Below are 20275 nucleotides of genomic sequence, written 5' to 3' on the forward strand. Positions count from 1 at the left end.
TCATCCTCAGGATGGGCACTCGGGGTCCGGTGCGGCGCCGGAAGCGGGCTGCAGTCGATCAGCCAGGAGTCCCTGGAAACGCGGGCACGTCATGATGTCGTCGTACGGACATTCGCCCTCGATCATGTCGAGCGCGGCCTGCGCCCGAGCGATCCGCGCCAGCAGCCGTTCGCGGTGCCGGACCGTCACCTCATGGCGGTCCGGTGCGGACCGGGCGGCCAGCATCGTGCGGATGTCCGCGAGGCCGAAGCCCGCCTCCTTCGAGACCAGGATCGCCGCCACCCGGTGCAGGTCGGTATCGGTGTAGCGGCGGCGGTCACCCACGCGACCCGGTGTAAGCAGTCCTTCGGCCTCCCAATATCGCAATACATGTGTCGGCAACCCGAACTGAGCCGCCACCTCGCCGATTGACTTCATGTCGACATTAAGTCGCACACTGACTGCCATGTCTACATTGCTCACTCTGCTCGACGCCTTCGACGACCTGCCCCAGGTCCGTAACCTGCGAGAACACACCTACGACGCATTGGGCGACACCGTTGTCGACGTCGGCTGCGGGAGCGGGCGCGCCGTCGGCGAGTTGGCCGCGCGCGGGGTGCGGGCCATCGGCGTCGACCTGGACCCGGCGATGATCGAGATCGCCGTCGAGCGCTGGCCCGCAGGCGAGTTCCACGTCGGCGACGCCACCGCGCTGCCGCTCGATGACGGCTCGGTCACCGGCTACCGCGCCGACAAGGTTCTGCACACCCTCGCCGAGCCCGAGCGAGCCGTCATCGAGGCCCGTCGGATCCTGGCCGGCAACGGCCGCGCGGTACTCATCGGCCAAGACTGGGACACCTTGGTGATCGACTCCGACGATGCCGAACTCACCCGCACGCTGGTGCACGCTCGCGCGGACGGAATGTCCAACCCGCGGGTTGCGCGGCGATACCGTAACCTCCTGCTGGACAACGGGTTCGTCGACGTTACCGTCGAGGTTCATACGATCGTGTGGACAGACTCCACGGCACTGCCTGTGCTCGCCAACATCGCGGGAGAAGGCGCCTGGCTCGACGACCAAGCCACCAGGGGGCGCGACGATCGGCTGTTTGTCGCCGTCCCGATATTTCTCGCCTCGGGGACTCGCGCCGATTGAGTACCAGTGCGCCGTAGGTCGAGAGCGGCGCGGGCTCCAACCCGTGGCCCGCGACCGCCCGTTATCTAACGATCATTCCAGCCGAGGTCGCGCCCGATCACCTCGAACAACTTCTCGTTCCACGGGCGATAGAACTCGCGCAGCCGGGCCAGCGAATCCTCGTCGGGCTCCGGGACTTCGAGCGGATTGCGGTTCAACACGTGATGGCGGATCGGCTCGACGGCGGGCAGTCCGAGGAATTCGTGGATACCGCACACCGTCTTCGAGATGTCGGCGAAGAAGTCCTCGGCGGTGACGATGTAGACGTTCCCCTTGTCGAATGCCTCGAGCCAGCGGGCCACCGAATTGACGTAGACACCGGTGCCGAGCACCGGCATGGAGGGCAGTGTGGTCGGTGGCGATATGGGGAACATCTCGAGCGCGTACCCGACGTAATCGGCGAAGGTCCTGCCGTACGGCATGGCGCGCAGGCCGTCCTTGCTACTGAGAAACAGATCCCATTTGTAATGCGAGTGCGCTCGATCCACCGGGTCGCGCAGCATCATCACGATCTTGGCGTCCGGTCGGGCCGCACGGTAGTTGTCGATCAACAGCAGATCGTGCAGCGCTGGGTCGAAGTGGCCCGCCAGCGCCTGGCCGGTACATCGCAGCACCTCGGCCTTCTCCCGCTCGGTCGGAAAGAACGGCCCCCACAACTGTGTATAGCCGTGGCCGATCTCCTTCGTGAGCGGCGCCAGGATGCTCGGATGCTGCATGAGATAGCTGGCGAGATCGGTGGTTCCGCTCTTCAGCGCGCCGACGCAGGCGAAATCCGGCAATACCCGTGGCCCGCCGAACCGCCGCAACCACAGCCGAACCGGTGGCACTCTGCCGAAATAATGCGGCAGTGTCAGATAGCGCATTCCCAGCTTCGCGCTGCGCAACGGATGCCCGAGATGACTTTCCCGGTTGTAGCGGTGCATTTGCCATTCTTCGAATACCGCGAATCCTTTCGTATATCTATCCGAGCCATAGTCTTGTGCGCTCGACGGCGCCACCCCTGTTGCCATTGGAACTTCCCCTCGCACAACGATCTTCGCCGCGGAGCACGCGGCGATCTACTTTTCGAACCAACCGCCAGGAATGGTTCGCCCGACTACTGACACGCAACTCGAAGGAAACACATGTCGTTACATCCCGCTGCCCTTCGGGAACCGATTCGCCGATCACGGTAGCGCCGAGTTCGTCCCGGTGTTACCGAAATCCCGGCTGTCGATACACAGACGACGAGCATCCGATCTGGGCAACTTCACAAGACCCGCCAACAGGGGTGCACAGCCGCTCCGGCCGTAACCCTGCGCAGGCTAAGACACTTGCGATGCGAAGCTCGCACAGTGGGACCTCGCCACCGAACAGGTACTGCGGGATACCTGCTCAATACCGAATGGCCGGTTCTCCCAACGCACTTGGCAACACATCTTCGACGCGCCGGGGAAGCTTGCGTGAACGGCGGACTATCCCAGCAACTTTCGCGCACAAGCATTACTAGCTTATCGAGCTACACAGATTGCTACTGCCATTGGAGAGGTGAAAATGTTTGTCACGACAATTATTTCGAATATCGGCGACTGCCGCCGTGACCCCGGCGCCTTGACCGAGCAGCAGGCGCACCGGGCGATGCAAGTGCACTTGTATTGCAGTGTCGACAGTTGCAAAGTCCGCCGCCGTGCCAGACAGACGCTCGTCGAATCCCGCCGGATGGTGCTGGACGAACGCGCCGAGCCGTAGTCGTCAAGGCGCAACCGCGCCGCCGTGGAATCGACCGTGCCGTCTGTGCGTTGGCACAAGCATGACGACCACCCAGTCCGATCGCTCCGCCACGCCCGTCGTCGACACCGGCACCGCATTCGGTGCAAGGGTCGCCGAACGCCTGGAACGCGAGAATGTCATCTGGCTGACCACCGTCGGCCGCAGCGGGACACCACAGCCGAATCCGGTGTGGTTCCAATGGCGCGACGGTGAATTCCTCATCTTCAGCCAGGCCGATAAGTCGAAGTTGCGCAATATCGCCCGCAACCCACGGGTATCGCTGCATCTCAACAGCACCGCGACCGGCGGCGACGTGGTGATTCTCACCGGCACCGCGCGAATCGATGAGGCCGGGCCCACATCGGCGGAAGTCGCCGCATTCACCGAGAAATACACCGAGGGGCTCGCCTCGATTTCGATGACCGAGGAACAGTTCCACGCCGAATACTCGGTCACGCTGCGCATCACACCGGATCGACTGCGCGGATTCTGAGCCCGACCCGGCCGTGAGCTGCGGATTCGTCGCCGACTAAGGTCATCGGTGATGAGAAGGAGGCAGCAGCCGCCGTTGCCCAAGCGGCACGGCCTGGATCCGGCCCGGCTCCGCCTACCGGAGCAGGGTGATTGGGCGACCATTCGCGACCATCTGGTGGACCGGCTGCCTCGTGTCCCCGCCGCGCGGATCGATGAGCTGCTGGACGCGGGCGGAATCGTCGACCTATCCGGTCCGATCGGGCCGGACGCGCCGTATGTGCCGGGCGGCGCGGTCTGGTTCCATCGCGACCTGCCCGACGAGACCGAAGTGCCGTTCGATATCCCGATCGTCCACCGTGACGACGATCTGCTCGTCGTCGACAAACCGCACTTCCTGGCGACGATTCCGCGCGGCCAGCACATTCTGCAGACGGCATTGGTGCGGCTACGTCGCGAACTGGACCTACCCGATCTGATTCCGGCGCACCGGCTCGACCGCGTCACGGCGGGACTGGTGCTTTTCGTGATCAATCCGGCCCGGCGCGGGGCCTATCAGACCATGTTCCACAAGCGCACAGTGCGCAAGGAGTACCAGGCCATCGCCCCCTTCGATCCGAAGCTGACGCTGCCGCGGACGGTGCGCAGCCGGATCATCAAGGAAAAACAGGTACTCGCCGCACAGGAGGTCGCGGGGGAGCCGAATGCGGAGACCTGGATCGAATTGCTGGAGCAGCGCGACGGACTGGGTCGCTATCGGCTGCGGCCACTGACCGGTCGCACCCATCAACTGCGGTTACATATGAATGGGCTCGGCATTCCGATCCTCGGCGACGACTTCTATCCGGTACTCACCGACAAATCTGTGCACGACTTCACTCGGCCCTTGCAATTGCTGGCCGCATCACTCGAATTCACCGACCCGATCAGCGGCGTGCCGCGCCGGTTCGACAGCACTCGGACGCTGCAGGCATGGGCCGATCCGCACGGATGGCGGGGCGGCATTAACGCCTCCGGTGCGTAACGCGAAACAGGGTACGACCATGTTGATGACGCGAACCCCCGAAGCCGATCCCCGCGCGCCGGTTGCGGGCATCCGTACACTGGTCCGGGTGCTTCACCAGGACCTCGACGAAGCGGCACCGCCCCGCCACAAACTGCACGCCTATCTCGACGTGGCCGTTGTGGTGATCGTCCTGGCCTGCAGCAATCTGATCGCCCACTTCACCACGGCGTGGGCGAGCATTCTCACCGTTCCGACCGCCGCCGTGGTCCTGCTCGCGCTTATGCGCCGACGCGGACTCGGCTGGTCCGAGCTCGGACTCTCGCCGCGACACTGGCGGCGCAGCACACTCTGGGCGGTCGGTGCGGTCGGCCTGGTGCTCGCGGTGGTCGCGATCGGGGCGCTGCTGCCGATCACCCGGCCGTTCTTCCTCGCCGACCGCTACGCCACCATCTCCGGCGCACTCATCGCCTCGATGATCGTCATTCCGCTGCAGACCGCGATTCCGGAAGAGTTGGCCTTCCGCGGTGTCCTGCACGGCACGCTCGACCGCGTCTATGGCGTCCGCGGCGTCTTCGCTGCGGGTTCGCTGCTCTTCGGCCTCTGGCATATCGCCTCTTCTCTCGGTCTGACCACCAGCAACCGCGGCCTGAGCGGCTTCGTCGGCGGCGGTCCGGCGGGACAGATCATCGGGATCCTGCTCGCCGTCCTCGCCACGGCCGCCGCGGGCGTTGTCTTCACCTGGCTGCGCCGCCGCAGCGGCAGCCTGCTGGCCCCCATCGCCCTGCACTGGTCGGTGAACGGCGCGGGTGCGTTGGCCGCCGCCCTCGTCTGGCACACCACCCTCACCTGACCTGAAATTCCGCGCAAGCCCACTGGTGCCGCGTCCAGATTGCTTGCTGCGCTTGCCGAGCGCAGTGATACGGCGGTCGAATCCGCTGCGGGTGACCACCATTCGACTACGTTCGCCGGAACCCCGGGCCCGAGCAGCGATACGGCACCGGCCTGCGATTCGCGCATTTGTTCGAGTTTTCGGGGTGCGGAGCATTGACCTCGGGCGGGTAGCGGTTTAATCTCGGTGCGATCACACATATGTTCGAGCATGTAGGTCTGCGTCGGTATGACACCTGCTCCTGGGAAGGCTCGCGATGCGCGACAAACAGTCGACCGGTAGGTCCGAGATTGCCGCACTGACCGAGCGGGTCGCGAACGCGCGGGGTCGGTTGCCGCTGCAGGATGACGCGGCGCTGGTGCAGGCGTTGTCGGATGCCGAGATCGATGCGGAACGCGAACTCGCGCAATGGGTTCGGGCGCAGCGGCGGGGGCAGCGCAAGCGAGCGGTCCAGGATGAACTCGCAGCCGAGAAGCGCAACCGGCGGACCATGTCCGCCATCCAGCGCGCCGATGACGCGGATGCGCGCTGGCATCGGCGGGCGCTCGCGGCGCGGCGGCGAGTCTCGAATCAGGATGCGCGCCTTGCCCAGTTGTACCGCCGGGCCGAATGGTCCTCGCGTGCGTTGATCGCCGTCGTGGTGCTCGGCATGGTGTGGGCCGGGGTCAATGTGCAGCACAACCTGGTGCCCAGCGGGAATATGGCGGATCCGCTGTACTGGTTGAGCTACGGGATCGAGGCGATGATCTCCATCCCGATCATCACCATCATGGTGGCCGCGACGACGGCCGCCCGCTGGGGCCGCGAACTCGACCGAGGCAAGGTCGTCTTCTTCGAGACCGCGTTGCTCGGCACGACCGTCGCCCTCAATGCGGGCCCACATCTGGCCGCCGGAGCCTTCGGCCAGGCCGCCGAATACGCGATCGCACCGGTCATGGTCGGCGTCGTTATCTGGTTGCACGCCTGGGTTTCCGCGCGATACGCCCTGCTCATCGATGGTGTTCCGATCGTCGAGAACGAACCCGAACCGCCGCCCCGGCATCGAGTCACCACCGAACGCGGCGCGCCCATCGACACCTTCCACGACGACCCCATCGACCGTCGAGAGCTACTGGCGGCCAAGGGTTTCGACCCCATGCTCGACCAGGCCGGAGTCCGCTTCCCGGTCGACATGGATACCCACGTCGCCGAGGCGGCGATGCGCGCCGCGCAACCCGACGCGGTTCCGGTCTCGCGCCTCGACTGCACGGAAACCCTGGTGTATCACGCGCAGAGCACCCGCTCGACCAACGGCCGTCTCACCCAACCGATTCCGAGCGAGAACTACCGCTCTGCTCACACGACGCGTACCTCGGATCCGGTCCAGGACACCGCGACCACCTTTACCGGTGCACAGCCTGCCCATCCGTCGGCCACGAATACCGGCGGCGAGAAGGCCTTTCACGCCAACGACTTCGATCTCCGCACCGCGAGCGTCAGTGGGAGCACACCGCACGCCACCGCGCACCCGGGGGCCGCGATGGGCACTCGCGTCGGGCACGCACCGACTGCCACTAGTGGATTCGAGCCCGATACAGCAGCGACTGCTACCGACGATCGCACGACTTTTGCCACTACAGGCTTCGAGCCCCGTCCGGCAGCTCCGAGTGCCACCAACCCTGGCATCCGACACACGACCGACTCCGCGCCCCAGACCATGTCGATGACTGCCGATGCGCGCCCGACTCTCGCCACTACCGGCCTCGACCCCCAGACCGGTAGCGATGAGCGCACAACTTTCGCTACCACAGGTGTCCAGCATCGGACGGAAGCGCCGAATGCCGCTGGTACTCGCGACGAGCACACGACAGTTGCCGCAACCGGATTCGCGCCGCACGACGCGTCAGTGACCGCCGCCGATGAGCCCACGGCTTTCACTGACACCGGCATCGCACCACGGACGGCAGCGCCCAGTGCCGCCAGCACCCGCGACGAGCACACGATAGTTGCCGCAACCGGATTCGATGCACAGACCGCGGTGACTGGTGCCGACGAGCGTACGTCTGGTGCCGACATCGGTAGTTCGTCCGGGACTACTGCTTCCGCTCGCGACGGGGCCAGCGGCGAGCGCACGGCACCTGCGGCGGGCACCCCTTCCGCTGCGGGCGACGGTGCGACTTCTCCTGCCACACGCATTCGGAATGCAGCTGCAGCCGATGCCCGGAACGAGCGCACAACCGCCCTCGCAACTGATCCCACAACCGCAGCTTCCACTCGCGACGTGCGGTCCGCGCGCGATGTGGGTGCAACCTCCATTGTCGGAGCGGTCGAGAACGTTGGCACCCGCCCCGCAGCGCAGTCGCAGCTGAGCATCTTCGATACCGCGATCGTCGAAACAAGTAGCGGCACCGTCGACGCAACCGCAGACCAGGCCATGGCCGACACAAGTCGCGCTACGGCGTCCCCCGCCGCGGCGGGCACCGCTACACCAGCTGACGTTCGCCACCCAGCGAATTCCGGCACCCGTACCGAAACCTCTTCGCGCACAAGCGCGGCAGCCGACGCGGCGCACGAAAGCTCACCCATCGAACCCCAGCGTGCTACCCGCGGTTCCGCGACACCGACTCCGGCCGAACAAGTCACCCGGGCAATGGAGGTGCACCGCACTTCGAGCACCGACAATTCCGCAACCGATCGCGTGGATCAGACCGCGGAATCCGAGGCCGAGATCGAGCAACTCGTTCCGGACGACGCGCCTCGTCGCACCACCAGCGAGGTGATCAGCGAAGTTGTGCAATCACTTTCGGCCGAGAACCTGCTGACCGAGAACCTCGGCTCCGAAAGCGATGATATCGAGGTCTGGTCGGTCGCCCGCGCAATCGCGGGCCGCGGCCTCTCGGTCATCCCGGTGGAGCAACTCGCCGAAATCCTCATGCTCGCCGACCAATCCTGGACCCCCACCAGCATCGGCGCGGAGGTCGGCCTGTCCCGCACCGCCATCGCCCAGGTCCTGGAATTCGCCCGCCGAGTCCGCCGCCCCTACGCAATCAGCAGCTAGCCAAACCCTGCCGCTGCGGCCGCAAGCAGCGTCGCGGAAGCAGCAGCACGGCACGGCGGTCGGTGATCCCCGCTCACGCATATCCAGTGACTACCTCGCACAGGTTGCACCATGTGCGAGGTAGTCACTGGATATGCGGCGATGAGCATTGAGGACAACGAGAAAGCAAGGCACGACACCGTCGACACAACTGCTGCGGACCGCACAATCCGCGGCTTTCTGGCCATCTCAGCGGAGTAGCTACCGAAATCATGGGCCGCGGTTCGAGCGGGCGTGCACCGGGTGCCTGTCGAGACGAAGTGCGGCAGCGGTCGTTGCCACCGTCTGTGGTTCTAGCAGGTCATCTAGGACCTCACTTACAGGCAGATCTGCCGTCAATCCTGTTGCGGAACCGGCCTATGTGATCGGGCCCGTCGCTCCAGTACTGCCATCGCGACGGTCGGCACGACGGCCAGGATGGCGGCGGCCAGGGCCCAGGTGAAGGTGGTTCCGAAGGCCGATGCTCGGTCGGCCTGCAGGTTGGCGTCGCGCAGGTGGTCATTGAGGACGACGACGAACAGTGCGGTGCCGATCGATCCGCCGATCCGCTGCATGATGTTCAGTTGTGGTGTGGCGTCGCTGATCTGGGCCGGTGTGAGTGTTCGCAGGGCGACGGTCATCGCGGGCATCACGGCCAAGCCGATTCCGGCTCCGCGCACCGTCATCGCGAGACCGAGCAGCCAGTAAGGGGTGCTGTCGGTGAGGAGCATGAACGGTACGGTCGCCACCACGCCGATGACACTGCCGATGACGCAGATTCGGCTACCGATCCTGTCGAAGATGCGTCCGGACAATCCCATCGCCACCGCGGCGCCGATGCCCTGCGGTGCCATCAGCATGCCGGTATGGGCCGCATCTTGGCCACGGACGATCTGAAAATACAAGGGCATCAGTACCATTCCGCCGAAGGTGGCCGCGCCGAAGATGAATGTGGTGACCGCGGCAGAACTGAACAGCGCGTTCCGGTAGAGCCGAATATCGAGCAGTGGGTGGGCGATTCGCGACGACCGAACGACGAAGGTCGCGATCGCGACGCTTCCGGCCAGCAGCGTAGCGAAGACGTGCGGTGACCAGAGCCCTCGTGGCCCGAGCTCGGCCAATCCGTAGGTGAGCCCGATCATTCCGAGCGAGGCCAGCGCGAGTCCGCGAATGTCGAGCCGCTCAGCGGAGAGGTTGTCGTCGTCGGTGGGTAGCAGGCGCGCGGCGAGAATCAGCCCGAGTATGCCCAGCGGCACATTGATCAGGAAGATCCACTGCCAACCGGCGGATTCGAGCAGCAGTCCGCCGATAGTCGGTCCAACCACCGGAGTCAAGACCATCGGAATCCCCACGGCTGCCATCACTTTCGCCAAGCCACGCTGACCGGCGGCCTTCACCAGGATGATCTGCCCGGCGGGCACCATGGCTCCGCCGCCGATCCCCTGCACGACCCGCGCCCCGATCAGCTGACCGATATCGCTGGCCAGGCCGCAGGCGATCGAGGCGAGGACGAACACCAGCAGCGAGGCGAAATAGAGCCGTTTGGCTCCCATCCGCCGTGCGGCCCAGCCCGTGACCGGTAGGACCGCGGCCTGCGTAAGCAGATAGACGGTCACGACCCACTGGGTGGTGTCGAGTGAGCCGCCCAATGTGGTGGACAGCGATTTCAGGGCGACATTGACGACGGTGGCGTCGAGGAAGGCGAGTATCGCGCCGATCAGCACGACTATGACGGCCTTGCGCGCCTGTGGGGTGAGGGTGAGTTCGGGCTGCGCGGTGCGGTTTTCGGAATCAGAGGATGCTGTCACCCAGGAAGTGTCATCTCTATAGACAACTCTGTCAACCCACGGGTTGATTAATGTGCCTGTCGGGTTAGCGAAGTCATCTGGCTAGGTGATTGGGTAGGGTTGGGCACATGACGGCGACATCCAGCCAGACCCCCGAGTCCCGCGCCGGCGGTGCGGTCCGTCGCCCGCGGCGCGCGCCGAATCCCGACGAGCGTCTCCGCGATGCCGACCGCACCCGGCAGGCGCTGCTGAGCGCCGCGCTGGACGAGTTCTCCGAGAAGGGTTTCGATCGTGCTCGCCTACAGGACATCGCGGCGCGGGCCGGGGTCAACAAGCAGCTGATCTCCTACTACTTCGGTGGCAAGGAGAACCTCTACCGCGAGATCCAGCGCGGCTGGCAGGAGCACGAGACCACCTTCGTCGATCCCGCGCTATCCCTCGAGGAAGTCGCCGACCGCTACCTGGCCGCGGGTTTGGCCGACCCCAGAGCCGCCCGGCTGATGGCCTGGCAGGGCCTCACCGCCGACGCCCACACCACCGACCTCACCGACGATTCGGTCGCCACCGACCTGGCCAACCTGTCGCGCGCCAAGGAACGCGGAGAAATCGCCGCCGAACTGGATCCGGCCTTCGTCCGCACCGCCCTCATGGCCATCGTCATGGCCCCCGCGGTGTTCCCGCACGCCGCAGTAGGCCCGACCGGACTGAAACCCGGCTCGAAGGAATTCGAGGACTACTACCGCGGTCAACTCCGGGCGCTCCTGCGCCGTCTGGGTGCGGATTCATCTCCACGATGACGTCGGCGAATATGCCAGCCAGGCTTACTACCCGAGCGTGGCGTTCGGGTGATTCCCGCTCGCGCATATCCAGTGACTACCTCGCATAGGTTGCACTATGTGCTAGGTAGTCACTGGGTATGCGGCAACGAGGGTTGAGGACGACGAGAAAGGCCGTCCGACTCGGATGTTCCGAGTCGGACGGCCTTGTCACTGAGGGGCTGGACTTATCGGCGTTGCCCTGGAGCCGCTGTCTTTAGTTGTAGTGCGTATCCGAGTAGGCGTACTGGTTGCTGCGCGCATCCTGTGGCTTCCCTACGGGTTCACCGTTGGAATCGCGGTCTCCATGTCCTGGCCACCAGGCGCGGTGCCCGATCAGCGCAGTCACGGCTGGGGTGAAGAACATCGCCATGACGAAGGCGGCGATGGCGATGCCCACCGAGATCGCGAAGCCCATCTGCGACAGCACATTGTTGCCTGCCAGCATCATCGACGCGAAGGTGCCCGCCAGGATCACACCGGCCGCGGCGACCGTGGGGCCGGTGTGGCGAACCGCGAGGGCCGCAGCCTGTTTCGGTTCGTTTCCGGCTCGCGCCTCCTCACGCAGGCGAGCGACCATCAGAATGTTGTAGTCGGTGCCGAGGGCGACCACGAACAGGTACATGATCACCGGCAGGGTGAAGATCAGTCCGGAATTGCCCTGGAAGTGCTGGAAAACCAGCACCGCTGCACCGAGCGTCGCGGCGAAGCCGAGGAAGACCGAGGCCATCAGATACCACGGCGCCACCAGACTGCGCAGCAGCAGCGCGAGCACGATCATGATGAGGATCGCCGCCACCGGGAACACGATCTTGTAGTCGTGCACCATCGCATCCTGGAAGTCGACGTACACCGACGAGATGCCGCCCACCGCAGCGGTAGTGCCCGCGGGTGCCGCCGAATGCGCGGCATCGCGGAGCGGATCGCGAACCGTATCGAGCGCGGCATCCGATTCGGGCGCTCCATCGAGGGTCACCTGGAAGTCGGCGGCCAGTCGATCATTCGACACCGTCGGCGTCCCAACCTGATTCACGCCTGGCACCGCGGCAAGCACGGCTCGGTAGGCGGCGAGCTGGTCATCGGCGAGCGGTGCGCCGGTATCCGACCGCAACAGCACCTCGGACGGCTGTGTCGACCCCGCGGGCATGCCCTTGAGCAATTCCTTGTTGTAGACCGTCGATTCGGAGGAATCCGAGGTCGAGCCCGAGCTCAGATCGAATGTCGGGTGGAAACCGAACGCCAACACGCCGAGGGCGACCAGCAGCCCGCCGGACATCGCCGCGAACGCACCGGGCCGCCGCCCCATCGCCGCGCCGATCGCAGCGAAGCGGGTGCCCTTCGGCTCCTGCTGCCACGCCTTGGACGGCCAGAAAACCTTGGTGCCCAACAGCGAAACCACGGCGGGCACCAGCGTGAGTCCCGCCACCAGCGCCACCGCGACCGCGATCGCCAGCGCCGGACCGAGCGCACGGAACATGCCGAGCGTCGACAGGACCAGCGCCATAAATGCGATGATCACCGCCCCTGCCGCCGAGGTGATCGCCTCGCCGACCTTGGTGACCGCACTGACCATCGCGGTCTTCGGATCCTCACCGGCGCGCAGGCGCTCCCGATACCGGAACATCAGGAACAGGATGTAATCGGTGCCGACACCGAACAGCACAACCAGCAGAATGGAATTCACCGAACTGTCGACCTTCAGATCGAAGGCCTTGCTGACCATCGCGATCAACCCGCCGACGGTGCCAGAGATCGCGCCGATCACGACGATCGGCAGCAGCGCGATCACCGGACTGCGGAAGATGATCAGCAGCAGCACCAGAATCAGCACCACCGTCGCGATACCGATTATGGCCATACCTTTTTCGCCGGATTCGGTCTGATCGAGCATCTGCGCCGCCTGACCCGTGACGCCCGCCTTCAGATCCGTGCCCTGCACCTGATCTTGCAATGCGTCCCGCAGTTTCTTGACCGCGTCGCTCTGCGTGGTGTCGCCCGCATTGGTCACCTTCGTCATCTGCACGGCGGCGATCTGCACCAAGCGGTTCTCCGAGGCGGGTACGGCCTGGATGCCGATGACGTCTTTGATTCTCGCGTCATCGAGCTTCGACGCGATCGCCGTCACGCCAGCCGAATCGGCCTCGGATAGCGGTGCGCCGTCCGACCGGACGAAGACCAGTAGCGCCGCGGGCGCTTGCTGCTGCGGAAACGCCTTCTGCTGCAATTGCATTGCCTGAATCGACTCGTAATGCGATGGCAGGAATTCGGATTGGTCGGTGGTCGATTTCAGTTGCGGCGCCGAGGCCACCACCGCGATCACGATGAACAGCCAGAGACCGATCACCTTCCACGGGTTGTGCACAACGATCGCGCCCAGTCGAGCGAACATGTGGGAGAAGTCCTTTCGAGGTCCGAACGAGCGGACCGGTCTCAGATGTCGAGTTCGTCGATCTTCGGACTCGTCTCGATGTCGACGAGTTCGCGGTAGATGCGGGCCGGAATCCGTCCGGCGAGTTCCTCGACCGAGTCGACGATGTCCACCGTGTAGTCGCCCCAGGTCTGGTCGTCGACGTCGAAGATCTCCCGCCAGTCCTTCAGATCCCTGGTCCAGTTCGCGAATGCGAAGTCCATCCAGTCGGCCTGCTGCCGATGCACCACGTATTTGCCCTTGCGGCTCAGGTAGACCCGGATCACCGCGATTCCCGATTTGGTGAATTCCCGTGCCGCACCGAGCTGTCGCCCGACGAAGCGCTGCCTGTGCAGGCCACCGGGCCCGGTTTTGAGCAGCACATCGCGCATATCCGATGCGCTCTTATCGATATTGATCGTGACCACCTCCGAAGCGCTGTCGGCCGGTGTCTGCGAATCCGCGTCCATGATTCCCCGTCCCATAAATAGATATGCAATACAGCATGGGTTCGACGCCAGCGGACCCCGATTCGGTCCGCCGCGGTGAGTTGATCTGTTGCTTTCCGGTCACCTCGAGCAGGCTCAGCGGCGACCGTCGGGAATCACTATAAGTAGATGTATACGTATAACGCAAGACTTGCGTCGAGCGGCTTCGGATCACCCTCGCGGACTACCCCTCACGGTCGGGCCGCCGCACCGCCTTGACCAGCAGCGACAGCCAGATTCAAGCATCATTGCCCGCCGGGAATCCGATCGCGAAACCGCCGAGGTACCTGCCGACACCAAGCTTGATTGCGGTGCTGTGACAGCCGACCACCTCACCGCACCCACCCTCCGGAACGTCCCGGGCCCGACCGGCCGACGGATACGACAAGTGTTGGCGCACAAAGCTCTCCGACAATGCGCTCACGCCGATAGCGGACCCGCCGGTGAAGCACCTCACACTGGTGACAGCGCCGAGTCCGGCGAGCAGCACAGATCGCCGCAGCCCACCGTTGACGAGCCCGGCGACCAGCCAACGCCAAATTGGCATGGCCACACCGAACCACCCCCTGCGTACCGCAGACCAGCCCGCCGACCAGCGAACGCCAAACGTCCATGACCACACCGAGCCGCGCACCCTAGACCAGCCCGCCGACCAGCGAACGTCGAACGGCTAGGACCACGCCGATCCCCTGCGCACCGAACTCGCGAACTACGCACCCACACAAAAACTCTCGCCGAAACCAGCACGCACCCAAGCAACCGGTTCACATCGCCCACTACGGCGCGGGCTCTCCGTGTTCGAGGTAAGCCGCACGGCCGCCGGAACGCGCGATATGCGCTTGCCGTAGTCGGCGAGCGAGCCGCGGAATCAAATAGTCATCGAGTTGTGCCAAGTGAACCCAGGCCCATTGGTCGAGTTCGGTCTCCTGGAGGGTAATTGCTTGCTCATCGGATCCGAGATCGCCGCAATCGAAAACATAGAGAATCTTGTCGCCATCGGTTTCGCTCGGCGCCCAATCGTGAACAAGCAATTGCTTTGGCGCACGGTCGATTCCGAGTTCTTCACTGATCTCACGGCGGCAGGCCGCACCCGGTGACTCCCCCGGCTCGACATACCCGCCGGGAATATCCCAACCATTGCCGTAAACCTTGTGCACCAATAGCACCTCGTCGCCGCGCACGAAAAGCGCTCCCGCCGCCAGACGTGCGCGCGCAAACAGATTGTCCTCGCCGGTCATTGATTCACCTCACGACCTGCATTCGTCGGGCCAAGGCTTGCAAAACGAACGAAGGACTGCCGTGCGCATTGCGCATCCAGGTAAGTACGAGTTGGCGGCTGAGGTAATGATGGCGAACCTGTTCCGGAGCCGCCTGCTCGGCATCGAGCAGAGCCGATACCGAATCCTGTTGGCGGCCCGCCAGATTGAACGCGCGAGCGAGCTCGAGCTGGTGCCGAATCCGCCGCTCCACCGGAAGGGCGGAGGTATCGAGGCCGGGACCCAATCGCAGCGCGATCTGCACATCACCGAGTTCCATCGCCGTATTGACTCGATGGATCGCGACATTGGTGGGCCCGAACGCCGTCCACAGGCAGTTCCGATCACCACCCAACTTCGTTGCGGCCGACTCCGCTTCGGCCAGAAACTCCTGCACGGTGTCACGACGATTGCTGCGCGCTGCGGCCATCGAGCCGACCAGCAGCAACGTTCCGTACACCGACAGAATGTCGTCCCGGCCCTCACGCAGGTACGGCTGCAGGTAGGCCGCACCGGCTTCGACCAGATCGACAGCGGGTTGCACACGGCCGGTCGACATCACCGTGAAAGCGACGGATCGCATCAGGGAACCGACAATCGCGAGATCATCGGTCCGCTGAGCCGCGGCGAGACCTCGTTCGGCGGCATTCCAAGCCAGATCGGTTTCACCGAGTTTGGTCAACACCGAGGCCGCCACCTGGTAGCACAGCGCCAACAGCCGATACCCGGATTCGTCCCCATCGCGCTGGGCGACCGCCAACGCGGCGGACAACAGGGCGGGCAAGCGACCCGCGACAAATCCGAACCTGGCGCCCTGATAGGCATCGAAGACACCGGACAACTCCCGTTCGAGTGCCGGGAGTCGAAACGTGTCCGGATCACGAGCAGGCGGCACCGGTGCGGGCATCAAATGGCTGTAGTCCATCAACGCGGCCCGGAGTGCGGGAATGGTGGAAGTCCCGCTATCAGTGGTCCATTGCAACAGACTCGGATCACCGATCAAATCCCCCAGTGAAACATCCAATGCGTCTGCGAGTAGGCGGATCACTGATAAACGGTCCAGCGGAATCCGATTGTTCTCGACCTTGCTCATCCAATCGTCTGTCCGCCCGACAAGTCCGGCTAGCACATCTTGGGACATACCGCGACGCCGTCGGTACCAAGACACCCGCTCACCGATGGTGAGGTTCTGGGTCATTCCGCGCACAACACAATCTTCCGACTCGGCTGGGCAACGATCCCGGAAAGATATTCCGGGCATACATCTGATTCGGCCTCAGGCTACTTGCAAAACCAACGACATCAGTGCTGAACGGGACAAGGCCACCGTGGACACCGAGGAACTCGAGAGCGTCGTCGATTGGGCGGACTACTACCGCCGTCATTTTCATCTTCCAGCCGAGGAACGTGGCGGATACGTCATGCTGCCGGTGACGAACCATTTGGGCATCATCCACATGCCCAAGCTATTGGCCGAAAAGGTTCGGGTTTCCTTGGTACAGCAGGGCACTCTCGGCCCATTGCTGGCGCGGCAGATTCGCTGGACCTTCCTGGCGGCCGCGGACTACTCCCCGAGCAATCAAGTCCTGGAACTACTGGCACGCAAAAACATTTGTGTGCCCGTGATCGGCAGCGCGCTGATGATCCCGACCAGCCTCGGACGTTGGACCCGTGAAGGAGCGCACTGGATCAATCCACCGCGCCGCGACCAATTGATGCCAATGCTTTCGACCGTAATCAGCACTACGCTGGGAGCAATATCGGATCGAAGCGACCGACCGGCTTCATCTTGGACTGGGTGAATAATCCGAACCGCTGAGCAAATATGAAAAAGGCCCGCTTCCCAAATGGGAAGCGGGCCTTTGCTTTTCCGCCGGAAGAGGCTTACTTGGCCTTCTCCAGGACCTCGACCAACCGCCAGTGCTTGGTGGCCGACAGCGGTCGGGTCTCCATCAGCTGGACGCGGTCGCCGACACCGGCGATCTCGTTCTCGTCATGCGCCTTCACCTTGGTGGTGGAGCGAATGATCTTGCCGTAGAGCTTGTGCCGCGTGCGGTCTTCCAGCTCGACAACGATGGTCTTGTTCATCTTGTCCGAGACCACGTAGCCGATGCGGACCTTACGGGTGCCGCGCTTGACCTCGGGGGTCGCTTTCTCTTCACTCATGCCGCATCTCCCTTACCAGCGGGTGCCGAGGCCAGGCCGAGCTCACGCTCGCGCATGACCGTGTAGATGCGCGCGATCTCGTGACGCACGACGCGCAGGCGACGGTTGTTGTCCAACTGTCCCGTCGCCATCTGGAAGCGCAGATTGAACAGCTCTTCCTTCGACTCGCGCAGGCGGGCGACGAGCTCCTCTTCGTTGAGCTCGCGGAGCTCTGCGGCCGGTGTACCGGTAGCCATCAGAACTGCTCCTCCCTGGTCACGATCCTGCACTTCATCGGGAGCTTGTGCATCGCGCGGCGCAGCGCCTCGCGAGCGATCTCCTCGTTGGGGTAACTCATTTCGAACATCACGCGTCCGGGCTTGACGTTCGCGACCCACCACTCCGGCGAGCCCTTACCGGAACCCATGCGGGTTTCGGCGGGCTTCTTGGTGAGCGGGCGATCCGGGTAGATGTTGATCCAGATCTTGCCGCCACGCTTGATGTGGCGGGTCATCGCGATACGCGCGGACTCGATCTGCCGGTTGGTGACGTAGGCGGGCTCGAGAGCCTGGATGCCGAATTCACCGAACGCGACCGAAGTGCCGCCCTTGGCCATGCCGCTGCGGCTCGGGTGATGCTGCTTCCGGTGCTTGACCTTCCGTGGCATCAACATGCGTCAGCCCTCCTGTGTTTCTGCCGGGGCGTCGGCAACCGCGGTAGCAGCGCCGGCACGCCCGGCCTCGGTGCTGGTCGCGGTGGTGCCTGCGGAACCGGACCGACGCGGGCGGCTCGGCCGCTCCCGACGCTCGCGGCGGTCACCGGCTGCGGGCGCGGCCGCGGCCGTGACCTCACGCTTGCCACCGACGATGTCGCCCTTGTAGATCCAGACCTTCACGCCGATGCGACCGAAGGTGGTCTTGGCCTCGTAGAGGCCGTAGTCGATGTCCGCGCGCAGCGTGTGCAGCGGGACGCGGCCCTCACGGTAGAACTCCGAGCGCGACATTTCGGCGCCGCCGAGGCGGCCCGAGCACTGCACCCGGATGCCCTTGACGTTCGGCGAACGCATGGCCGACTGGATGGCCTTACGCATCGCGCGACGGAACGCCACACGGTTGGACAGCTGCTCGGCGACACCCTGGGCGACGAGCTGCGCATCCGACTCGGGGTTCTTGACCTCGAGGATGTTGAGCTGCACCTGCTTCTTGGTGAGCTTCTCCAGTTCGGCGCGAATGCGATCGGCCTCGGCGCCGCGGCGACCGATGACGATGCCCGGACGCGCGGTGTGGATGTCGACGCGAACCCGGTCACGGGTGCGCTCGATCTCCACCTTGGAGATGCCCGCCCGCTCCATGCCGGTGGCGAGGAGCTTGCGGATGGCGACGTCTTCCTTCACGTAGTCCGCGTACTGCTTGTCCGCGTACCAACGCGACTTCCAGTCGGTGGTGATACCGAGGCGGAAGCCATGGGGATTGATTTTCTGTCCCATTTACTTTGCCCCTCCCTTCCGGCGGCTGCGAGCAGCACCGGCGGTGGGCACGCTCTCGACCTCGATGGTGATGTGGCTGGTGCGCTTGCGAATCCGGAACGCGCGGCCCTGGGCCCGCGGCTGGAAACGCTTCATGGTCGCGCCCTCGTCGACGTAGGCGGTCGAGATGACCAGCGTGGCCGGGTTCAGGCCGAGGTTGTTCTCGGCGTTGGCCGCGGCGCTGGCGACGACCTTGGCGACCGGCTCGCTCGCGGCCTGCGGCGCGAACTTCAGGATCGCGAGGGCGTCCTCGACCCGCTTGCCGCGGACCAGGTCCACGACACGGCGAGCCTTCATCGGGGTGACGCGAACGTGCTTGGCGGTCGCGCGCGCAGTCGGATTCTGAGTCTCAGTGGTCATCGCCGCTTGCTCTTCCGATCTTCCTTGACGTGGCTCTTGAACGTCCGGGTGGGCGCGAACTCACCCAGCTTGTGGCCGACCATGGACTCCGAGACGAACACCGGCACATGCTTGCGGCCGTCGTGGACGGCGAAGGTGTGACCGATGAAATCGGGGATGATGGTCGAACGACGGGACCAGGTCTTGATGACCTGCTTGCTGCCCTTTTCGTTCTGTACGTCCACCTTCGCGAGGAGGTGGTCGTCGACGAACGGGCCCTTCTTGAGGCTGCGTGGCATTTCTTACCTCCTCCTTCAGCGCTTCTTGCCGGTCTTGCGACGGCGGACGATGAGCTTGTCGCTCGGACGGTTGGGCTTGCGGGTGCGGCCTTCCGGCTGACCCCACGGCGAGACCGGGTGGCGACCACCGGAGGTCTTGCCCTCACCACCACCATGCGGGTGGTCGACCGGGTTCATCACGACACCACGGACCGTGGGGCGGCGACCCTTCCAGCGCATGCGCCCGGCCTTACCCCAGTTGATGTTCGACTGCTCGGCATTGCCGACTTCGCCGACGGTGGCGCGGCAGCGCACGTCGACGCGACGGATTTCACCGGAGGGCATACGCAGCGTGGCGTAGGGCCCTTCCTTACCGAGCAGCTGGACGCTCATGCCAGCGGCACGGGCCAGCTTGGCGCCGCCGCCCGGACGCAGCTCCACATTGTGGATGGTGGTACCGGTCGGGATATTGCGCAGCGGCAGGTTGTTACCCGGCTTGATGTCGGCGGTGGGGCCGGACTCGATCGGGGTGCCCTGCACTACGCCCTTGGGGGCGATGATGTAGCGCTTCTCGCCGTCGCGGTAGTGCAGCAGCGCGATGTTGGCGGTGCGGTTCGGGTCGTACTCGATGTGCGCGACCTTGGCCGGGATGCCGTCCTTGTCCAGGCGACGGAAGTCGATCAGACGGTAGGCACGCTTGTGGCCGCCACCGCGGTGGCGGGTGGTGATGCGACCGTGGGCGTTGCGGCCACCCTTGCTGTGCAGCGGGCGGATCAGCGACTTCTCGGGAGTCGACCGAGTGATCTCAGCGAAGTCCGAGACGCTGGAGCCACGACGGCCCGGCGTAGTCGGCTTGTACTTACGGATTGCCATGAGTTCTTCTCTGCTTTC

23 protein-coding genes are annotated in these 20275 nt (G+C 64.7%); 8 read left to right on the top strand and 15 right to left on the bottom strand.

What is annotated here, in order from left to right:
* Positions 1 to 6 precede the first annotated feature (6 nt).
* The gene (locus NA5_RS07375) at positions 7 to 447 is read right to left on the bottom strand and encodes a helix-turn-helix domain-containing protein (protein ID WP_307188866.1); all 441 of its coding nucleotides are present in this window, start codon (positions 445 to 447) and stop codon (positions 7 to 9) included.
* On the opposite strand from NA5_RS07375, the gene NA5_RS07380 reads away from it, so the two are divergent.
* Entirely contained in the window at positions 446 to 1135 is a 690-nt protein-coding gene (locus NA5_RS07380) for a methyltransferase domain-containing protein (protein WP_062983207.1), read from the top strand. The two genes, NA5_RS07375 and NA5_RS07380, sit on opposite strands and share 2 nt — an antisense overlap.
* A gap of 65 nt (positions 1136 to 1200) precedes the next feature.
* Here NA5_RS07380 and NA5_RS07385 read toward each other — a convergent pair whose 3' ends face one another.
* Positions 1201 to 2184 carry a sulfotransferase domain-containing protein gene (locus tag NA5_RS07385; RefSeq protein ID WP_084483944.1) on the bottom strand — a complete coding sequence of 328 codons (984 nt, stop codon included), beginning with the start codon at positions 2182 to 2184 and terminating at the stop codon, positions 1201 to 1203.
* A 523-nt stretch (positions 2185 to 2707) separates the two neighbouring features.
* On the opposite strand from NA5_RS07385, the gene NA5_RS07390 reads away from it, so the two are divergent.
* The 5 genes from NA5_RS07390 (at position 2708) to NA5_RS07410 (ending at position 8326) form a co-directional block, all read left to right on the top strand.
* Positions 2708 to 2902: a hypothetical protein gene (locus tag NA5_RS07390; protein ID WP_062983369.1), complete on the top strand. Its 195-nt coding sequence runs from the start codon at positions 2708 to 2710 to the stop codon at positions 2900 to 2902.
* Between the two features lie 61 nt (positions 2903 to 2963).
* Positions 2964 to 3416, top strand: coding sequence for a TIGR03667 family PPOX class F420-dependent oxidoreductase (locus tag NA5_RS07395; RefSeq protein ID WP_084483946.1), 453 nt, complete (start codon positions 2964 to 2966; stop codon positions 3414 to 3416).
* A 51-nt stretch (positions 3417 to 3467) separates the two neighbouring features.
* Positions 3468 to 4418, top strand: coding sequence for an RluA family pseudouridine synthase (locus tag NA5_RS07400; protein WP_062983210.1), 951 nt, complete (start codon positions 3468 to 3470; stop codon positions 4416 to 4418).
* Positions 4419 to 4443: 25 nt separating this feature from the next.
* A complete protein-coding gene (locus tag NA5_RS07405) occupies positions 4444 to 5250 on the top strand; it encodes a CPBP family intramembrane glutamic endopeptidase (RefSeq protein WP_084483958.1) in 807 nt (268 codons plus the stop codon).
* A 295-nt stretch (positions 5251 to 5545) separates the two neighbouring features.
* Positions 5546 to 8326: a hypothetical protein gene (locus NA5_RS07410; protein WP_062983212.1), complete on the top strand. Its 2781-nt coding sequence runs from the start codon at positions 5546 to 5548 to the stop codon at positions 8324 to 8326.
* A 374-nt stretch (positions 8327 to 8700) separates the two neighbouring features.
* Here the strand turns inward: NA5_RS07410 and NA5_RS07415 are convergent, their stop codons facing one another.
* Positions 8701 to 10152: a DHA2 family efflux MFS transporter permease subunit gene (locus NA5_RS07415; protein ID WP_062983215.1), complete on the bottom strand. Its 1452-nt coding sequence runs from the start codon at positions 10150 to 10152 to the stop codon at positions 8701 to 8703.
* Between the two features lie 107 nt (positions 10153 to 10259).
* Between NA5_RS07415 and NA5_RS07420 the strand changes: the two genes are divergently transcribed.
* The gene (locus NA5_RS07420) at positions 10260 to 10928 is read left to right on the top strand and encodes a TetR/AcrR family transcriptional regulator (protein WP_062983217.1); all 669 of its coding nucleotides are present in this window, start codon (positions 10260 to 10262) and stop codon (positions 10926 to 10928) included.
* A 235-nt stretch (positions 10929 to 11163) separates the two neighbouring features.
* Here the strand turns inward: NA5_RS07420 and NA5_RS07425 are convergent, their stop codons facing one another.
* From NA5_RS07425 to NA5_RS07445, 5 genes are all read right to left on the bottom strand, one after another.
* Entirely contained in the window at positions 11164 to 13335 is a 2172-nt protein-coding gene (locus NA5_RS07425; protein WP_062983219.1) for an MMPL family transporter, read from the bottom strand.
* A gap of 41 nt (positions 13336 to 13376) precedes the next feature.
* The gene (locus NA5_RS07430) at positions 13377 to 13838 is read right to left on the bottom strand and encodes an EXLDI protein (RefSeq protein ID WP_062983220.1); all 462 of its coding nucleotides are present in this window, start codon (positions 13836 to 13838) and stop codon (positions 13377 to 13379) included.
* Positions 13839 to 14079: 241 nt separating this feature from the next.
* Entirely contained in the window at positions 14080 to 14388 is a 309-nt protein-coding gene (locus tag NA5_RS07435; RefSeq protein WP_157110278.1) for a hypothetical protein, read from the bottom strand.
* Between the two features lie 229 nt (positions 14389 to 14617).
* Positions 14618 to 15079: an NUDIX domain-containing protein gene (locus NA5_RS07440; RefSeq protein WP_062983224.1), complete on the bottom strand. Its 462-nt coding sequence runs from the start codon at positions 15077 to 15079 to the stop codon at positions 14618 to 14620.
* A gap of 4 nt (positions 15080 to 15083) precedes the next feature.
* Positions 15084 to 16295, bottom strand: a complete 1212-nt coding sequence (locus NA5_RS07445) for a helix-turn-helix domain-containing protein (RefSeq protein WP_062983226.1) — start codon at positions 16293 to 16295, stop codon at positions 15084 to 15086.
* A gap of 130 nt (positions 16296 to 16425) precedes the next feature.
* Here NA5_RS07445 and NA5_RS07450 point away from each other — a divergent pair, with 130 nt between their 5' ends.
* Positions 16426 to 16899, top strand: a complete 474-nt coding sequence (locus NA5_RS07450; protein WP_062983228.1) for a hypothetical protein — start codon at positions 16426 to 16428, stop codon at positions 16897 to 16899.
* 82 nt (positions 16900 to 16981) lie between these two features.
* Here NA5_RS07450 and rpsQ read toward each other — a convergent pair whose 3' ends face one another.
* From rpsQ to rplB, 7 genes are read right to left on the bottom strand one after another with little or no spacing between them, the layout of a single operon-like run.
* Complete coding sequence (gene rpsQ / locus NA5_RS07455) at positions 16982 to 17263, bottom strand: 30S ribosomal protein S17 (protein WP_062983230.1); 282 nt, start codon at positions 17261 to 17263, stop codon at positions 16982 to 16984.
* Positions 17260 to 17499: a 50S ribosomal protein L29 gene (gene rpmC, locus NA5_RS07460; protein WP_040686552.1), complete on the bottom strand. Its 240-nt coding sequence runs from the start codon at positions 17497 to 17499 to the stop codon at positions 17260 to 17262. The genes rpsQ and rpmC overlap by 4 nt, the downstream gene beginning before the upstream one ends.
* A complete protein-coding gene (gene rplP, locus NA5_RS07465) occupies positions 17499 to 17915 on the bottom strand; it encodes a 50S ribosomal protein L16 (RefSeq protein ID WP_014349059.1) in 417 nt (138 codons plus the stop codon). Before rplP ends, rpmC begins: the two co-directional genes overlap by 1 nt.
* A gap of 3 nt (positions 17916 to 17918) precedes the next feature.
* Entirely contained in the window at positions 17919 to 18728 is an 810-nt protein-coding gene (rpsC, locus tag NA5_RS07470) for a 30S ribosomal protein S3 (protein WP_040686551.1), read from the bottom strand.
* The gene (gene rplV, locus NA5_RS07475) at positions 18729 to 19127 is read right to left on the bottom strand and encodes a 50S ribosomal protein L22 (RefSeq protein WP_062983231.1); all 399 of its coding nucleotides are present in this window, start codon (positions 19125 to 19127) and stop codon (positions 18729 to 18731) included. It abuts the gene before it with no gap.
* Complete coding sequence (gene rpsS / locus NA5_RS07480; RefSeq protein WP_040686549.1) at positions 19124 to 19405, bottom strand: 30S ribosomal protein S19; 282 nt, start codon at positions 19403 to 19405, stop codon at positions 19124 to 19126. Before rpsS ends, rplV begins: the two co-directional genes overlap by 4 nt.
* A gap of 15 nt (positions 19406 to 19420) precedes the next feature.
* A complete protein-coding gene (gene rplB / locus NA5_RS07485) occupies positions 19421 to 20257 on the bottom strand; it encodes a 50S ribosomal protein L2 (RefSeq protein WP_062983234.1) in 837 nt (278 codons plus the stop codon).
* Between the last annotated feature and the right edge of the window lie 18 nt (positions 20258 to 20275).

It is taken from the genome of Nocardia anaemiae NBRC 100462, from assembly GCF_001612725.1.
GTDB lineage: Bacteria > Actinomycetota > Actinomycetes > Mycobacteriales > Mycobacteriaceae > Nocardia > Nocardia anaemiae.

Coding starts and splice junctions, on each gene's coding strand:
- rpsC (WP_040686551.1), bottom strand. CDS start 18,728: ATGGGACAGAAAATCAATCCCCATGGCTTCCGCCTCGGTATCACCACC.
- NA5_RS07380 (WP_062983207.1), top strand. CDS start 446: ATGTCTACATTGCTCACTCTGCTCGACGCCTTCGACGACCTGCCCCAG.
- NA5_RS07410 (WP_062983212.1), top strand. CDS start 5,546: ATGCGCGACAAACAGTCGACCGGTAGGTCCGAGATTGCCGCACTGACC.
- NA5_RS07435 (WP_157110278.1), bottom strand. CDS start 14,388: ATGCCAATTTGGCGTTGGCTGGTCGCCGGGCTCGTCAACGGTGGGCTG.
- NA5_RS07425 (WP_062983219.1), bottom strand. CDS start 13,335: ATGTTCGCTCGACTGGGCGCGATCGTTGTGCACAACCCGTGGAAGGTG.
- NA5_RS07375 (WP_307188866.1), bottom strand. CDS start 447: ATGGCAGTCAGTGTGCGACTTAATGTCGACATGAAGTCAATCGGCGAG.
- NA5_RS07400 (WP_062983210.1), top strand. CDS start 3,468: ATGAGAAGGAGGCAGCAGCCGCCGTTGCCCAAGCGGCACGGCCTGGAT.
- NA5_RS07420 (WP_062983217.1), top strand. CDS start 10,260: ATGACGGCGACATCCAGCCAGACCCCCGAGTCCCGCGCCGGCGGTGCG.
- rpmC (WP_040686552.1), bottom strand. CDS start 17,499: ATGGCTACCGGTACACCGGCCGCAGAGCTCCGCGAGCTCAACGAAGAG.
- rplV (WP_062983231.1), bottom strand. CDS start 19,127: ATGACCACTGAGACTCAGAATCCGACTGCGCGCGCGACCGCCAAGCAC.
- NA5_RS07385 (WP_084483944.1), bottom strand. CDS start 2,184: ATGGCAACAGGGGTGGCGCCGTCGAGCGCACAAGACTATGGCTCGGAT.
- NA5_RS07440 (WP_062983224.1), bottom strand. CDS start 15,079: ATGACCGGCGAGGACAATCTGTTTGCGCGCGCACGTCTGGCGGCGGGA.
- rpsQ (WP_062983230.1), bottom strand. CDS start 17,263: ATGAGTGAAGAGAAAGCGACCCCCGAGGTCAAGCGCGGCACCCGTAAG.
- NA5_RS07405 (WP_084483958.1), top strand. CDS start 4,444: ATGACGCGAACCCCCGAAGCCGATCCCCGCGCGCCGGTTGCGGGCATC.
- rplB (WP_062983234.1), bottom strand. CDS start 20,257: ATGGCAATCCGTAAGTACAAGCCGACTACGCCGGGCCGTCGTGGCTCC.
- rpsS (WP_040686549.1), bottom strand. CDS start 19,405: ATGCCACGCAGCCTCAAGAAGGGCCCGTTCGTCGACGACCACCTCCTC.
- NA5_RS07390 (WP_062983369.1), top strand. CDS start 2,708: ATGTTTGTCACGACAATTATTTCGAATATCGGCGACTGCCGCCGTGAC.
- rplP (WP_014349059.1), bottom strand. CDS start 17,915: ATGTTGATGCCACGGAAGGTCAAGCACCGGAAGCAGCATCACCCGAGC.
- NA5_RS07430 (WP_062983220.1), bottom strand. CDS start 13,838: ATGGGACGGGGAATCATGGACGCGGATTCGCAGACACCGGCCGACAGC.
- NA5_RS07395 (WP_084483946.1), top strand. CDS start 2,964: ATGACGACCACCCAGTCCGATCGCTCCGCCACGCCCGTCGTCGACACC.
- NA5_RS07445 (WP_062983226.1), bottom strand. CDS start 16,295: ATGACCCAGAACCTCACCATCGGTGAGCGGGTGTCTTGGTACCGACGG.